This window comes from Pseudooceanicola onchidii (genome assembly GCF_004959925.1).
In the GTDB taxonomy this organism is placed as follows: Bacteria; Pseudomonadota; Alphaproteobacteria; order Rhodobacterales; family Rhodobacteraceae; genus Pseudooceanicola; species Pseudooceanicola onchidii.
The window spans coordinates 641839-656944 of sequence record NZ_SPUW01000002.1; the positions used below are offsets into that span (position 1 = coordinate 641839).

A 15106-nucleotide genomic window follows, 5' to 3' on the forward strand; every position below is an offset into this window, starting at 1 on the left:
ATGAAATTCACCCTGTCCTGGCTGAAAGAGCATCTTGAGACCGAGGCGAGCCTCGACGAGATCCTGGAAACCCTCACCGACCTCGGGCTCGAGGTTGAGGGCGTCGAGGATCCGGCGGCGGCGCTGAAGGGCTTTACCATCGCCAAGGTGACCAGCGCCGAACAACATCCCGACGCGGACAAGCTGCGCGTCTGCATGGTGCAGACCGACGAGGGCGAAAAGCAGATCGTCTGCGGCGCGCCGAACGCACGCGAAGGCATCACGGTCGTGCTGGCCAAGCCGGGCATGTACATCCCGGGGCTGGATATCACCATTTCGGTCGGCAAGATCCGGGGTGTCGAAAGCCACGGCATGATGGCCTCGGAACGGGAGATGGGGCTGTCGGACGAACACGACGGCATCATTGAACTGCCCTCGGGCGAGATCGGGCAGGAGTTCGCGGACTGGCTGGCCCGCAACCGGCCTGCAGCCGTGGACCCGGTGATCGAGATCGCGATCACGCCGAACCGCCCCGATGCGCTTGGCGTGCGCGGTGTGGCGCGCGATTTGGCGGCACGGGGCCTTGGCACGCTGAAGCCGATGCCGGAGTATGCGCTGGAGGCCCAGGGCGACTGCCCGGTCAAGGTCGAGATCGCCGAGAACGCCACCGATGGCTGCCATGTCTTTGCCGGGCGCCTGATCCGCGGCGTAAAGAACGCGCCGTCCCCGGCCTGGTTGCAGCAGAAACTGAAAAGCATCGGGTTGCGCCCGATCTCGGCGCTGGTGGACGTGACGAACCTGTTCACCCATGACCTGAACCGCCCGCTGCACGTCTTCGATGCGGGCAAGGTTTCCGGCACGCTGAAGGTGCATCGCGCCGAGGGCGGCGAGGCCTTCACAGGGCTGGACGAAAAGGACTACGTGGTGCCCGAGGGCGCGCTGGTCATCTCGGACGACAACGGCGTCGAAAGCGTCGGCGGCATCATGGGCGGGCTGTCCACCGGCTGCACGCTTGAGACGACCGATGTCTTCGTCGAAGCGGCCTTCTGGGATTTCGTGTCGATCGCCCATGCGGGGCGCGGGCTCAAGATCAACTCGGACGCGCGGTACCGGAACGAACGGGGCATCGATCCGGGCTTCAACATGGAAGGGCTGGACCGTGCCTGTGCGCTCATCGTCGAGCTGTGCGGCGGTGAGGTGACCGACATGGTCGTCGCCGGTGCGGTGCCGGACGTCAGCCGGGCCTACAAGCTGGACACCGCGCGGTGTTCGTCGCTGGTCGGCATGGACATCCCCGCCGAGGATCAGCGCGCAACGCTGGAACGGCTGGGTTTTGTCATGGAAGGCGACATGGCGCATGTGCCGTCCTGGCGGCCCGACGTGCTGGGCGAGGCGGACCTGGTCGAGGAAGTGGCGCGCATGGCGTCGCTGACCAAGCTGGAGGCGAAACCGTTGGCGCGGGCGATCCCCGGCGTGCCGAAGCCGATCCTGACCCCGATGCAAAAGCGCGAACAGGTCGCGCGGCGCACGGCGGCGGCGCTTGGCTACAACGAATGCGTGACCTATTCCTTTGTCGATCAGGCCGGCGCTGCGCTCTTCGGTGGCGGTACGGATGCGACCATGGTTGCGAACCCGATCAGCCAAGACATGAGCCACATGCGCCCCTCGCTTCTGCCGGGGCTGCTGCGGGCGGCGGCGCGCAACCAGGCGCGCGGCATGGGCGACATGGCGCTGTTCGAAATCGGCGCGACCTGGCACGGCGGAGAGCCGGAGGATCAGGGCGTGGCGATTGCCGGGCTGCTGGTCGGCAAGACCGCCCCCAAGGATGTGCACGGCACGTCGCGGTCGGTGGATCTGTTCGATGCCAAGGCCGATGCTGAGGCCGTGCTGGCGGCCATCGGCGCGCCCGCCAAGGTGCAGATCCTGCGCACGGGTGAAGCCTGGTGGCATCCGGGCCGTCATGGCGTGATCTGCCTTGGCCCCAAGAAGGTGCTGGGCGTGTTCGGCGAGTTGCATCCCAAGGTGCTGCGCGAGATGGACGTGAAGGGGCCCGCCGTGGCCTTCACGCTGTTCCCGGGCGAAGTGCCGCTGCCGCGCAATACCGGTGCGTCGCGCGGGGCGCTGCACCTGTCGGACCTGCAGCCGGTCGAACGGGACTTTGCCTTCGTGGTGGACACCGGGGTCGAGGCGCTGACGCTGGTCAATGCCGCCGCCGGGGCTGACAAGGCGATGATCGCGGATGTGCGTGTCTTCGACGAATTCATCGGCGGGGCGCTTGGCGAGGGCAAGAAATCCATCGCGGTGACCGTGCGGATCCAGCCGCAGGACAAGACCCTGAAGGACGACGAGATCGAGGCGATTTCGGCCAAGGTCGTCGAGAAGGTCACCAAGGCCACGGGCGGCGTTCTGCGCGGCTGACGGGGGAGGGGGCTGTCTGCCCCCTCTTGGTCCGTGCCGGACCAATTCACCCCCGAGGATATATTGACCAGAGGAAGCAGGCGGGGGTTGCAAGGGCGGCCCCCGTTTCCTATATGCGCCTTGAGAGGTTGGCGCGGGCGAGCGCCTCGCCAACCCGGTCAGGTCCGGAAGGAAGCAGCCGTAACGAGCCCCGCTTGGGTCGTTGTCCAGCCTCTCACCCTAATCCCCTACTGTTGGTTTGACGGGCATCGTCGGCGTGGCGGGTGCCGTGACCGGGCGGTCGTCGGTGATGCCGTCGAGCGGCGAGGCGTATTCCGCGTTCAGAATCAGGCCCAGCATGAGGAGCGCGAGAAGGGCTGCGAGCGCTGCGGGGATCCAGGCGGCGCGACGGGCCCAGCCGGACGCCGGGCGCAGCGGGACAAGGATCAGGGCGGCCAGAGCGGCCGCGATCTGAAATCCGAAGAAGGTGGTGACCCGGTTCAGCCCGCGCGTGAAGCCGTCGCCGGTTGGTGCCTGAAAGGCCGGAACGACGAGCGATCCGAGCCAGAGCCCGGCCCATAGGATCAGCACTGCCCGGAACAGGTGTCGGCGCTGCACGGCCTAGAGCTGACGCGCGTTGAACGTGTCGCAGGCGCCCATGTCGCCGGATTTGTACCCGGTGGCAAACCAGCGCGCGCGTTGTTCGGACGTGCCATGGGTGAAGGTATGCGGTTGCGGCACCCGGCCCGCGTTGCGTTGCAGCGTGTCGTCGCCGATCTGGCGAGCGGCATTCAGGGCCTCTTCGACGTCGCCGGGTTCCAGGAGCGTCGTGTTCTTCGAGGCCCAGACACCGGCCAGGCAATCGGCCTGCAGTTCCAGCCGCACGGTGATGGCGTTGGCCTCGGACTGGCTGGAGGACTGCCGGATCTGGTTCACCTGGCCCAGGATGCCAAGTTCGTTCTGAACGTGATGCGCCACCTCATGTGCGATGACATAGGCCTGGGCGAAGTCGCCCTTCGCGCCCAGGCGTTGCGCCAGCGTGGCGAAGAACTGCGTGTCGAGATAGGCCTTTTCGTCCAGCGGGCAGTAGAACGGGCCGGTCGCGCCCGAGGCGCCGCCGCAGGGGCTGGACGTCTGACCCGAGAAAAGCACGAGGGTCGGGGGCTGGTAGGCCTCGCCGACCTGTTGCGGAAAGATCTCGGCCCAGGTGTCTTCGGTGGTGGCCAGCACCCGTGATGAGAAGGCGGCGGCCTCTTCCTCGGCCGGGGTCAGGTCGCGCGGGGCGCTTGATTGGCTCGGGCTGCCGGTCAGGATCGGCGATACGTCGATGCCGGTGAAATAGCCGATCGCCAGGACCAGCAGGACGCCGCCGATGCCAAGGCCTCCGATCGCGCCGCCCCGTCCGCCCATGCGGCGCCGGTCTTCGATATTGGAGCTTCTTCTGACACCTCTGAGCCGCATCGCGATTCCTTTCACCAATACTGGGTAAAGTCGTACAGCAGGGTTCGGTTCCCTCAAAGGCCGGTGGACGCTGGTTGCCGCAGGTTTTAGGGTCGCGGGACAGAGAATCCCGAGGGGCAGATGAGCGACGCCAAACCCGCCTACCAGGTGCTGGCCCGGAAATACCGGCCTGAAACCTTTGCCGATCTTGTCGGTCAGGACGCCATGGTGCGCACCCTGAAGAACGCGTTCGAGGCGGACCGCATCGCGCAGGCCTTCATCATGACCGGCATCCGGGGCACCGGGAAGACCACCACCGCGCGGATCATCGCCAAGGGCATGAACTGCATCGGGCCGGATGGCACCGGCGGGCCGACGACAGAACCCTGCGGTGTCTGCGAACATTGCGTCGCGATCATGGAAGGCCGCCATGTCGACGTGATGGAAATGGACGCGGCCTCGAACACCGGGGTCGGCGATATCCGCGAGATCATCGATTCGGTGCACTATCGCGCGGCCTCGGCCCGCTACAAGATCTACATCATCGACGAAGTTCACATGCTGTCGGTCAACGCCTTCAACGCGTTGCTGAAAACGCTTGAGGAACCGCCCGAGCACGTGAAGTTCATCTTCGCCACGACCGAGATCCGCAAGGTGCCGGTGACGGTTCTGTCGCGCTGTCAGCGGTTCGACCTGCGCCGGATCGAACCCGAGGTGATGATCGGGCTGCTGCGCAAGATCGCGACCGCCGAGGGTGCCGAGATTGCCGAGGATGCATTGGCGCTGATCACCCGCGCGGCGGAAGGATCGGCGCGCGACGGCACCTCTCTGCTCGATCAGGCGATCAGCCACGGCGCGGGCGAGACGACCGTGGACCAGGTGCGCGCCATGCTGGGCCTCGCGGACCGGGGCCGGGTGCTGGACCTGTTCGAGATGGTGATGCGCGGGGATGCCGCCGCCGCGCTCGAGGAGCTGTCCAGCCAATATGCCGAGGGCGCCGATCCGCTGGCGGTGCTGCGCGATCTGGCCGAGATCACGCACTGGATTTCGGTTGTGAAGATCACGCCCGACGCGGCTGAGGATCCGACGATCTCGCCCTCGGAACGGGCGCGGGGCGTCGACCTGTCGGGCCGCCTGCCCATGCGGGCGCTGACGCGGATGTGGCAGATGCTGCTCAAGGCGCTGGACGAGGTCGCCGCGGCCCCGAACGCGATGATGGCCGCCGAAATGGCGGTGATCCGGATGACCCATGTGGCCGAGCTTCCCTCGCCCGAGGAACTGGTGCGCAAGCTGAAGGACGAACCCCGGCCCCCGACGCCGCCGGGTGGCGGCGGATCGGCCGGTGCCACGACGGGCGGCGCCACGATGGCGCGCGGGGCACCGGCGCCCGGCGGGCGGGTGCATGGCGCGGTGACCGCGCTGGCCGAGGATCTGGACGAGGCGCTGGCGCGGTATCCGACCTTCGATCACGTGGTCGAACTGATCCGGTCAAACCGCGATGTGAAGCTTCTGGTCGATGTGGAAACCTGCGTTCGCCTTATCTCCTACCGTCCCGGGCGGATCGAATTCGCCCCGACCGACACGGCCCCGCGCGATCTGGCGCAGAAGCTGGGCAGCCGTCTGCAGGACTGGACCGGCAACCGTTGGGCGGTGATCGTATCTGCAGGGGGTGACGCGGAAACCATCGTGGAAAAGCGCGATGCCAAGGACCTCGCGCTGAAAAAGCAGGCCGAGGCGCACGCCATGTTCCAGGCGATCAAGGCCGCCTTCCCCAAGGCCGCGATCAAGGCGATCCGCACGCCAGAGGAGGTGGCCGCTGAAGCCGCGACCGAAGCCCTGGCCGAGGTCGAGGACGAATGGGATCCCTTCGAGGAAGACTGACCCCCGGGGTTGCACAGCCCGCGCGGGATCGCGATATCGACAGATGACGGCGCCCCCGCGCCACAACAGATCAGGAGAGAGACGATGTTCAAGGGCTTGGGCCAGATGGGCGACATGGCGAAGATGCTGAAATCCGCGCAGGAGCTTCAGACCAAGGTCGTGGCGCTGCAGGAAGAGATGGACCGCATGACCGTCGAGGGCCAGTCGGGTGCGGGCCTGGTCAAGGCCGTCGCGACCTACAAGGGCGAGCTCAAGGGCCTCGACATCGATCCGTCGATCTTCAACCCCGAGGAAAAGGAAGTGGTCGAGGACCTGATCCTTGCCGCGATCAAGGATGCGCAGCAGAAGGCGCAGACGGCCAACCAGGCGGAAATGGCCAAGATCACCGAAGGTCTGGGCCTGCCCGCCGATTTCAAGATGCCGTTCTAAGGGCAGATGGCCGCCAGTCGCGACATCGACGCGCTGATCGACATGATGGCGCGGCTTCCGGGGCTAGGTCCTCGGTCGGCGCGGCGTGCGGTGCTGCAGATGATCCGCAAGAAGGAACTCTTGCTGATGCCGCTGGCGGACCTGATGCACCACGTCGCGGCCTCGGTCCGGGAATGTTCGAACTGCGGCAATATCGGCTCGGAACCGCTCTGCGACATCTGCCAAAGCAACAAGCGTGCGACCGGAGAGATCTGCATCGTCGAAGACGTGGCGGACCTCTGGGCGATGGAACGCGCGGGCGTCTTCCAGGGGCGCTACCACGTTCTGGGCGGCACGCTCTCGGCACTGGATGCTGTCGGGCCCGAAGAATTGCGCATCCCCCGGCTGATCGATCGGGTTGGAGAAGAGCACATCACCGAGGTGATCCTTGCGCTCAACGCCACGGTCGACGGCCAGACGACCGCGCATTACATCGCCGACCAGCTGGACGGTCGGGTCAAGCTGACCTCGCTGGCGCAGGGCGTGCCGATCGGAGGCGAGCTTGACTACCTCGACGACGGCACGATCACGGCCGCACTGCGCGCCCGGAAAGAGATCTGACGGCAGTCCGAGGGCCTCGCGCGTCGGCCCCGCCTTCCTCTGGTTCCATATCCCGGGGGGAGTCCGCAGGACGGGGGGCAGCGCCCCCCTGCGACGCCAGCCCTAGCGCACCGCCTCCAGCAGCGCGTCCTGCATCCGGCAGTCGCGGATCACGTCGTCGCCGCAGCGGCGCGGCTTCAGTTGCGTGTCCAGGCAGATCCGTGCTTCCTGGATCCGGCCCTGCTTGCAGGTGATGGTGATCTCTTCGCGCCGCAGTCCGGGGTTCGCCTCCAGGAAGGCCTCCTCGATCACGGTCGCGGGCAGGCGCACGTCCTTGCCAAGCGATCGCAGAACCTCGGGACGGGTGATCTTGTCATAGGCCAGCCGCATCAGCGCATAGTATTGCGCGGCCTCGAGGCCGGTGCAGCTGCCGTGCTTCTTCCACTGGTGCCAGGCGACGCCCGGCGCCCCCATGATGTCGGCCATCTGGGCGGTCATCGCGCGGGATGGCGGGCGTTTCGAGGTCGGGCAATAGGACGGATAGCCGTCCTCGTACTGCGGCCAAAGCCCGTGCAGCACCCAGCCGAAATCCTTGTCCCCGTCACATTGCGGTGACTGCCGCGCATCGCCGGTCAGCGCACACCAGGTCGGCGACCAGCTGAGCGACAGCAGCAGGTAATCATAGTCTCCGGGCCGCTCGCCCTCGGCCCGCACCGGGGGGGCGGTCAGCGTGGCAAGGACCAGGCACAGCAGGGCGGCCAGGTGTCTGGGCATCTTCTCTCTTCCCATATGCGGTTTTCGGCACTATATAGCCGCCAAGTTCCCCGACAACGGAAACCCGCACCACACGGTGCCGCCTGTCCCGGCAGGCCACGGGAAAGACTTGTTCGGATCATGGGTAAACGAGAAGGAGTTGCAGAGATGGGCAAACCGATCATGGCCAAGGCCACCGCCGTCTGGCTGGTGGACAACACGACCATCACCTTCAAGCAGATCGCGGATTTCACCGGCATGCACGAGTTGGAAGTGCAGGGCATCGCCGACGGCGACGTCGCGGCGGGCGTGAAGGGGTTCGACCCGATCGCCAACAACCAGCTGACGCAGGACGACATCGACAAGGCCGAGGCCGACCCGCTGCACAAGCTGAAGCTGAAGTTCAACCCGGCTGCGGTCGGCGAGGAAAAGCGCCGTGGCCCGCGCTATACCCCGCTGTCCAAGCGTCAGGACCGTCCGAACGCGATCCTGTGGCTGGTCAAGTTCCACCCGGAACTGAGTGACGGCCAGATCTCCAAGCTGGTGGGCACCACCAAGCCGACGATCCAGTCGATTCGCGAACGCACCCACTGGAACATCGCCAACATGCAGCCGATCGACCCGGTTGCCCTTGGGCTTTGCAAACAGTCCGAACTGGACACGCAGGTGCAGAAGGCCGCGGCCAAGCGTGCCGCCGAAGGCGAGGCGATGTCGGACGATGACCGCCGCAAGCTGCTGTCGACCGAACAGTCGCTTGGCATGGAAACCGAACCGCGCATGCCGACGGCGATCGAGGGGCTTGAAACCTTTTCCCTCGCCGACGACGACAAGGACGATGAAGACGAGGACAACCTCGTCGATGCGGATAGCTTCTTCAACCTGCCCAACAGCTCGGACGACGAAGACGAACAGCCCTGATCGGGCAGGCCCGGACAGGATCGGAAGGCGCGGGGGACACCTTCGCGCCTTTTTTCTTGGCAGGGCATCTGCGGTGTATCGGAACGTGCGGCGGGCCCTTTCCTTCCGTCGGCAGTTGCGCCACCGTCGCCGCGACTGACAGAGGGAACGGGCATGAAATACGCGGTGATCGGGGCAGGGCTGATCGGATCGGCGGCGGCGCGGCACATGGCGCTGGCCGGGCTGGACGTGACGCTGATCGGGCCGGGCGAACCCGCCGACCTGCGCAGCCACGCCGGCGTCTTCGGATCGCATTATGACGAGGGCCGGATCACCCGGGGGCTCGACCCGATGCCCTTCTGGTCCCGCGCTTCACGCGCCTCGATCGCGCGGTACGGAGAGATCGAGGCCGCATCGGGCATCCGGTTCTATTCCGAGGTCGGCTGCCTGATGGCGGGGCCCGAAGGATCGTCCAAGATGGCCGCGATCGACGAGGTTGCGGCGCGCGATGCGCTGTCTTGCGAATACTTCGACCGGGACGCCTTGGCGCGGCGGTTCCCCTATTTCGCCTTCCCCGACGGCGCGACGGGCCGGTTCGAAGCGGTCGGGGCCGGGCATATCTCTCCGCGGTCGCTGGTGCGGGCACAGCTGACGGCGGGGGTGGCTGCGGGCGTGCAGCACCTGGCCGAAGAGGTGACGGGCTTTGACGACGGACCCGATGGCGTCACGCTGCACTGCGCATCGGGCCCCCGGGTCTTTGACAGGGTCCTGATGGCGACGGGTGGATTTTCGGACGCGCTGATTGGCTCCGTCCTGCCGATGGAGGTCTACGGGCGCACCGTCGCGCTGTTCGAGCTTGAGGAGGCCGAGGCCGCGCGCCTTGCCTCCATGCCGTCGCTGATCTGGCAGGACCCGGATCGCGACAATCCCTACCTGCTGCCGCCGATCCGCTATCCCGATGGCAAGGTCTACGTGAAACTGGGGTATGATCCCGAAGACATCCTTCTGCGTGACACTGCGGACGTGAAGGCCTGGTTTAGGTCCGAGGGGACGCCGGGTGTCGCCGACCAGATCGAGGCCATGATTCGCGACAGGATGCCCGATCTGGCGATCGCCGGGCGGCGGGTCGTGACCTGCGTGACCAGCTACACGCCCAACCAGTTGCCGCATCTCAAGGCGCTGTCGGATCGTGTGTTCACGGCGATCGGCGGCTGTGGCCGGGCGGCCAAGAACTCGGACGAACTGGGGCGGCTTGGCGCGGTGATCGTCAGCGGCGGGGCCCTGCCTGACTGGGCGGTCGAGGCGGGGTAGGCCCGCGTGGGCCGCGGCGTTGTGCCCGGATCGACAGGTAGAGGGCTGACAGCGCCAGGGCGCCGCCAAACATCGCGACGTAACCCGGTGTGGTCTCGGCAAAGCCAGGGAAGGTCAGGGCGGCGATCAGGCCGCTTGCCATCAGGATCAGTCCAAACGACCGCACGAAACCCAGCCGCGATGGCAGGGCAAGGGTGACTGCACCCAGACAGCACAGCATCAGATAGGTATACCAGAGGGTCACGCCATGGCCGACGCCGCGGGGCGGGGGCGGGGACAGCCATAGCGCAATTTCGGCCACAACGGCGACCGTGCCGACGTAGACGATCAGGGCGGCCGCCGACCAAAGCAGCCGCCGGACCGTTTCGCCCCGGCGTTCCATCCGGGCGGGCAGGGGTCAGCCGACCTTCAGGACGATCTTGCCGATGTGTTCCGAGGTCTCCATCCGGGCATGGGCCTTGGCGGCGTCCTCGAAGGCGAACTCGCTGTCCATGACCGGTGCGATGCGCCCTTCATCCAGCAGCGGCCAGACGTGTTTGCGCAGACCCTCGGCGATCTCGGCCTTGGCGGCGTCGGACTGCGGGCGCAGCGTCGATCCGGTGATGGTCAGGCGCTTCACCATGACCTGGGCAAAGTTCAGATCGGCCTTGGGCCCGCCGAGGAAGGCAATGAAGACCAGCCGTCCTTCAAGCGCCAGGCAGGACACATCGCGCGGGATGTAATCGCCGCCCACCATGTCGAGGATCAGGTTCGCGCCGCCTTCGTCCTTCAGGATCTTGGCAAAGTCTTCCTCGCGGTAGTTGATCGCCCGCTCGGCGCCCAGTTCGACGCATTTCGCGCATTTCTCGGCATTGCCGGCCGTTGCGAAGACGCGGGCGCCAAAAGCGTTGGCCAGCTGGATCGCCGTCGTGCCGATGCCCGAGGACCCGCCATGGATCAGGAACCGTTCACCGGCCTTCAACCCGCCCCGCATGAAGACATTGGTCCAGACGGTGAAATAGGTTTCGGGCAGGCATGCGGCTTCTTTCAGGCCCATGCCCTTGGGGATGGGCAGGCAGTGCGCGGCGGGGGTGGCGACGTATTCGGCATAGCCGCCGCCGGGCAGCAGTGCACAGACCTGATCGCCGACCTTGGGCCAGCCGACACCATCGCCAACCGCCACGACCTCGCCCGAGGCCTCGAGACCCGGCAGGTCCGAGGCATCGGGCGGCGGCGCATAATTGCCCGCGCGTTGCAGCGCATCGGGGCGGTTCACCCCGGCATAGGCCACCTTGATGACAACCTGGCCTGCCTGCGGTTCGGGCCGGGGCCGGGTTGTCGGCTTCAGCACCTCCGGTCCGCCGGGGGTGGTGATTTCGATCGCGCGCATGTCGGTCATGGTGTCCTCCTGATGTTGGGGGGACTATCCGGCGCGGCGGGGGGAATGTCTACCGGGGGTGAGGGAGGGGCGCCCTTGCAGAAGGATCGCGCCTCAGCCCTGCCGCCCGGGCAGGTCGTCGCGGCGTTGCGGGGCGCGGATCATGTTCAGAAGCGATCCCGGCGCGGTCAGCACGCGGCCAAGCGGGCCGCTGGTGACCTTGCCCTTCACCTTTTCGAACTGCATCACGTTGTCGATCCGGCGGTCAAGGAAATCCCAGGTCGCCTGCCCGTCATAGCTGTCGTCACCCAGCCAGAACAGCAGGGTCGATCCGATCACGCCCGACAGGGTCATCCGCTTGGTGTACCAGTTGTAATCGTCCGAGGTGTCGCCCAGTACGGTCCACACCCGGTCGGCGGTTTGCCACAGCATCTTGGCCCCGTCGGGCGCGTTCAGCGGCAGGATGTTCTGGGTCATGGCGCGGCGCAGCGCCTCCTTGTCCTCGATGGCCTCGATCCGCAGGCGGACCGCATGGGCGACCTTTTCGGAATAGCGCATCTCGGTCAGGTCGGCGGCCTCCATCGCGGCGACCATGCGGGCGTCGCCCCGGTCGTGCCAGGCGCGGGCCAGGTCACGGGCACCGCGAGGATAGAGAGCCCGTGCCACCGCCGGATCCGTGCCCGTATCCGCGACGGCGGCGCGGAACGACTCGTCCGACCAGCCGTCAAAAGCGACATGCGTGAGGATCGCGTCGATCAGCTTGTCCTGCAGTTCGGTCATCAAAGCCTCCGGTTCGGTGTCCTACTGGACAGATAGGGCATTTGCGGCTATACGGCCACCTCCTGCAACTTTTGCAACTCAAACTAGGAAGGTGGTGACAACCACATGCAGGTTAGTGTTCGCGACAACAATGTCGATCAGGCGCTCCGTGCCCTGAAGAAAAAGCTCCAGCGCGAAGGCGTGTTCCGTGAAATGAAGCTCAAGCAACATTTCGAGAAACCGTCGGTCAAGAAAGCGCGCGAGAAAGCCGAAGCTGTCCGCCGTGCCCGTAAGCTGGCACGCAAAAAAGCGCAGCGTGAAGGTTTGCTCTAAGAGCCTTTCGACGAACGCAAGTTCAAGCGACCCCCGTGGCCTGGCCCCGGGGGTTTGTTTTTGCGTTTGGACAGGGTGGCCAGATATCACCGCGTTTGTCGCGCAGGCGAAAGACCGGAGCGGGGACAGTCGCTCCGGTCGCTGCTCGGCCCTTTCGGGCGGCCTCGGGGATGTCAGTAGCCGTAGACGATCACCTTCCTGTATCCGTGGGTGTGCACCGGCTTGGCGTGGTATTGCGGCGTCGCGGCGGGTTTGTAGCCGGACAGGTGGCCGTGGGGCTTGGGCTTGTGCAGGCTGACCTGTTCCACATAGGCGCGGCCCGAGGTCAGAAAGCTGTCGTGGGGGATCTTGCCCCAGTGCTTGAGCTCTTTGACGACATGTTCCGATCCATGGGGCACCTTTCCGGCGACCACGGCGTAATACCCATTCGAGGCGCGGAAGATGGCGGCGTCGCCGAACCCGGCCTTCTTCATGTGCCAGGCCTTGGCACGGGCCTCGCCGACATGGGACATCGAATAGACCTGCAGGAACTTTGATCCGTGCCAGTTGGTCGCCTGCGCGGCCTGTCCAAACAGCGTGGCGGTCAGTGTGATCGCGGCGGCCAGCGCGGCGATGGAGCGGCGAAGGGTCAGGCGGGTCAGGGTAAAACGTGTCATGGGAAAATCCTTTACTGACTAAGGCCGGGAAACCGGCAATCCGGGGGTGGTCGGTGCCGCATGGGCGGCTCCGGTCTGGGGATCGAGCTGAGTTGAAGTACTGGAAATGACTTTAGCCGCCGGGGCGGCGCAATTCACATGAACTATGCTGTCATGAAGGCCGTGAGGGGTCAGGTATTCCCGACCTGCAGGCGTTTGACGAGCCCCGCGACCCGTTCACCGAACAGCTTGGCCGAGGCCTTGCAGCCCTCGGTCAGGCCCTTGGTATTTGCGTTCACCGCGAGGCCAAGGAAAGTGCCCGAGAGGTTCAACCCGTCGTTTTCCTTGAAGACCGGGGCGCCGATGATGTCCTGCCCGACCCAGATCATCCCGTGCTGCATGGCAAAGACATTGAGGGCCTGAAGCGTGGCAAGCTTGTCGCCGCCCGTATTGACGCCTGCGGTAAAGCCGCCCGCGATCTTGTCGCGCCATTTGCGGTCAAGCCAGATGTCGTCGCCGGTGGCGTCCATGAAGGCTTTGAACCCGGCCGCCGGGCCGCCCATGTAGGTCGGCGTGCCAAAGAGGATCGCGTCGGCAGCCGCCAGCGTGGCCCAGTCGGCGTCGGTCAGCGTGGCGACATCGATCAATCGCGTCTCAACGCCCGCCGCGCGGGCGGCTTCGCCGATCAGCTCTGCGCTGTGGGATATCGCGCCCGAGCCCGAGAAATAGGCGATGGCGATCATGCGCGCGCGTCCTTCAGGATCATGTCAGAGGCCTTTTCCGCAATCATGATGGTCGGGGCATTGGTGTTGCCGCTGGTGATGCGCGGCATGACCGATGCATCGACCACGCGCAAGCCACCGATCCCGCGCATTTTCAGCGTCTCGTCCAGCGGCGCGGCGTCGTCGGACCCCATGCGCACGGTGCTGGTTGGGTGGAAGATGGTGGTGCCGACCTGACCCGCGGCCTCGGCGACTTCGGCGTCGGTCTGGGCGGCGGCGCCCGGCTTCAGCTCGTCAGGGGCATAGCGGGACATGGCGGGCTGTTCCATGATGCGCCGCACCTGCCGGATGGCGTCGATGGCGGTGCGCCGGTCGCCTTCGGTCGATAGGTAATTCGGCGCGATCCGGGGGGCGGCCATGGGGTCGTTGGTCGTGATCTCGATCCGGCCCCGGCTTTCGGGGCGCAGGTTGCAGACCGAGGCCGTGATGGCCGGAAAGTTGTGCAGCGGTTGCCCGAAAGCGTCCAGCGACAGCGGCTGCACATGGTATTCCAGATCCGGCGTCGCGACATCGGGGCGGGACTTGGTAAAGGCACCCAGCTGCGAGGGGGCCATCGACATCGGCCCACGCCGCCGGAAGGTGTAGTCCATCCCGATCATCATCTTGCCGAACAGGGAATTGGCCAGGGTGTTCAGCGTCTTGGCCCCGGTCAACCGCCACGAACAGCGCAGTTGCAGGTGATCTTGCAGGTTGGCCCCGACCTCGGCGCTGTCCTGCACGACCTCGATCCCGTGCTGCCGCAGCAGATCCGCCGGGCCGATCCCCGAGAGTTGCAGGATCGCCGGAGAGTTTACGGCCCCGGCCGACAGGATGACTTCGCGCCGGGCCTTCACCTGATGCAGCTGGCCATTGCGCCGGTATTCCACGCCGGTCACCCGGCGGCCGTCCATCAGCAGGCGGGTGGTGTGGGCGTGCGTCTCGACCCGCAGGTTCGGGCCAGACGTCGTGCGGATAAAGGCCTTGGCCGTGTTCATCCGCCAGCCGTTGCGCTGGTTCACGCGGAAATATCCGACACCTTCGTTGTCGCCGGTGTTGAAATCGCTGGTGCGGGGGAAACCCGCTTCTTCGGCCGCGGTGATCCAGTCGTCCAGCAGATCCCAGTGCAGCCGCTGGTTTTCCACCCGCCATTCGCCGCCTGCGCCATGCGCGTCCGACGCGCCGTCGACGTAATCCTCCGACTTCTTGAAGTAGGGCAGCACATCGTCCCAGCCCCAGCCGGGCAGGCCCATCTGCCGCCAGTCGTCGTAATCCGCGGACTGGCCGCGCAGGTAGAGCATGCCGTTGATCGACGAACATCCCCCCAGCACCTTGCCGCGCGGATAAAGGATCGACCGTCCGCCCAGCCCCGGTTCTTCGGCCGTCTTGTACATCCAGTCGGTGCGTGGATTGCCGATGCAATAGAGATACCCCATGGGGATATGCACCCAGTGGTAATTGTCCTGCCCGCCGGCTTCGAGGATCAGCGTCTTGTGCCCGCCTTCGGCCAGACGCTTGGCCAGCACGCCCCCGGCGCTGCCCGCGCCCACGATGATGTAATCCCAGTCCATGATGGTCCTCCCCCGAAATTCCCAGCC

16 protein-coding genes and 1 other RNA gene are annotated in these 15106 nt (G+C 66.1%); 8 read left to right on the forward strand and 9 right to left on the reverse strand.

The window, feature by feature from the left end; genetic code table 11:
• Nucleotides 1-2397: a phenylalanine--tRNA ligase subunit beta gene (gene pheT / locus E4S58_RS11020; protein WP_136636451.1), complete on the forward strand. Its 2397-nt coding sequence runs from the start codon at nucleotides 1-3 to the stop codon at nucleotides 2395-2397.
• Nucleotides 2398-2519: 122 nt separating this feature from the next.
• Nucleotides 2520-2616, forward strand: an RNA gene (gene ffs / locus E4S58_RS11025) — signal recognition particle sRNA small type.
• Here the strand turns inward: ffs and E4S58_RS11030 are convergent.
• Entirely contained in the window at nucleotides 2617-2994 is a 378-nt protein-coding gene (locus tag E4S58_RS11030) for a hypothetical protein (protein WP_136636452.1), read from the reverse strand.
• 3 nt (nucleotides 2995-2997) lie between these two features.
• The gene (ypfJ, locus tag E4S58_RS11035; RefSeq protein WP_136636453.1) at nucleotides 2998-3837 is read right to left on the reverse strand and encodes a KPN_02809 family neutral zinc metallopeptidase; all 840 of its coding nucleotides are present in this window, start codon (nucleotides 3835-3837) and stop codon (nucleotides 2998-3000) included.
• 120 nt (nucleotides 3838-3957) lie between these two features.
• Here ypfJ and E4S58_RS11040 point away from each other — a divergent pair, with 120 nt between their 5' ends.
• From E4S58_RS11040 to recR, 3 genes are all read left to right on the forward strand, one after another.
• The gene (locus E4S58_RS11040) at nucleotides 3958-5697 is read left to right on the forward strand and encodes a DNA polymerase III subunit gamma/tau (RefSeq protein WP_136636454.1); all 1740 of its coding nucleotides are present in this window, start codon (nucleotides 3958-3960) and stop codon (nucleotides 5695-5697) included.
• A gap of 84 nt (nucleotides 5698-5781) precedes the next feature.
• Nucleotides 5782-6126 (forward strand): YbaB/EbfC family nucleoid-associated protein, encoded by a 345-nt coding sequence (locus tag E4S58_RS11045; protein ID WP_136636455.1) that lies wholly within the window; start codon nucleotides 5782-5784, stop codon nucleotides 6124-6126.
• A gap of 6 nt (nucleotides 6127-6132) precedes the next feature.
• Nucleotides 6133-6726, forward strand: coding sequence for a recombination mediator RecR (gene recR / locus E4S58_RS11050; RefSeq protein ID WP_136636456.1), 594 nt, complete (start codon nucleotides 6133-6135; stop codon nucleotides 6724-6726).
• A gap of 102 nt (nucleotides 6727-6828) precedes the next feature.
• Here the strand turns inward: recR and E4S58_RS11055 are convergent, their stop codons facing one another.
• Nucleotides 6829-7479, reverse strand: coding sequence for a ribonuclease T2 family protein (locus E4S58_RS11055; protein WP_240789534.1), 651 nt, complete (start codon nucleotides 7477-7479; stop codon nucleotides 6829-6831).
• 147 nt (nucleotides 7480-7626) lie between these two features.
• Here E4S58_RS11055 and E4S58_RS11060 point away from each other — a divergent pair, with 147 nt between their 5' ends.
• Both E4S58_RS11060 and E4S58_RS11065 read left to right on the forward strand, forming a co-directional pair.
• Complete coding sequence (locus tag E4S58_RS11060; protein ID WP_136636458.1) at nucleotides 7627-8376, forward strand: DUF1013 domain-containing protein; 750 nt, start codon at nucleotides 7627-7629, stop codon at nucleotides 8374-8376.
• A 153-nt stretch (nucleotides 8377-8529) separates the two neighbouring features.
• Nucleotides 8530-9666, forward strand: a complete 1137-nt coding sequence (locus E4S58_RS11065; RefSeq protein ID WP_136636459.1) for an NAD(P)/FAD-dependent oxidoreductase — start codon at nucleotides 8530-8532, stop codon at nucleotides 9664-9666.
• On the opposite strand, the gene E4S58_RS11070 is transcribed toward E4S58_RS11065, so the two are convergent.
• The 3 genes from E4S58_RS11070 to E4S58_RS11080 all read right to left on the reverse strand — a co-directional run bounded on the left by E4S58_RS11070 (nucleotide 9623) and on the right by E4S58_RS11080 (nucleotide 11803).
• Complete coding sequence (locus tag E4S58_RS11070) at nucleotides 9623-10048, reverse strand: hypothetical protein (protein ID WP_136636460.1); 426 nt, start codon at nucleotides 10046-10048, stop codon at nucleotides 9623-9625. The two genes, E4S58_RS11065 and E4S58_RS11070, sit on opposite strands and share 44 nt — an antisense overlap.
• Nucleotides 10049-10063: 15 nt before the next feature.
• Nucleotides 10064-11044 (reverse strand): NAD(P)H-quinone oxidoreductase, encoded by a 981-nt coding sequence (locus tag E4S58_RS11075; RefSeq protein ID WP_136636461.1) that lies wholly within the window; start codon nucleotides 11042-11044, stop codon nucleotides 10064-10066.
• A gap of 93 nt (nucleotides 11045-11137) precedes the next feature.
• A complete protein-coding gene (locus E4S58_RS11080; protein WP_136636462.1) occupies nucleotides 11138-11803 on the reverse strand; it encodes a COQ9 family protein in 666 nt (221 codons plus the stop codon).
• 105 nt (nucleotides 11804-11908) lie between these two features.
• Between E4S58_RS11080 and rpsU the strand changes: the two genes are divergently transcribed.
• Complete coding sequence (rpsU, locus tag E4S58_RS11085) at nucleotides 11909-12115, forward strand: 30S ribosomal protein S21 (RefSeq protein ID WP_043871123.1); 207 nt, start codon at nucleotides 11909-11911, stop codon at nucleotides 12113-12115.
• A gap of 173 nt (nucleotides 12116-12288) precedes the next feature.
• Here rpsU and E4S58_RS11090 read toward each other — a convergent pair whose 3' ends face one another.
• The 3 genes from E4S58_RS11090 to E4S58_RS11100 form a co-directional block, all read right to left on the reverse strand.
• Nucleotides 12289-12771: a hypothetical protein gene (locus E4S58_RS11090; protein WP_136636463.1), complete on the reverse strand. Its 483-nt coding sequence runs from the start codon at nucleotides 12769-12771 to the stop codon at nucleotides 12289-12291.
• A 170-nt stretch (nucleotides 12772-12941) separates the two neighbouring features.
• Nucleotides 12942-13493: a flavodoxin family protein gene (locus E4S58_RS11095; RefSeq protein ID WP_136636464.1), complete on the reverse strand. Its 552-nt coding sequence runs from the start codon at nucleotides 13491-13493 to the stop codon at nucleotides 12942-12944.
• Nucleotides 13490-15079 carry a GMC family oxidoreductase gene (locus E4S58_RS11100; protein ID WP_136636465.1) on the reverse strand — a complete coding sequence of 530 codons (1590 nt, stop codon included), beginning with the start codon at nucleotides 15077-15079 and terminating at the stop codon, nucleotides 13490-13492. Before E4S58_RS11100 ends, E4S58_RS11095 begins: the two co-directional genes overlap by 4 nt.
• Between the last annotated feature and the right edge of the window lie 27 nt (nucleotides 15080-15106).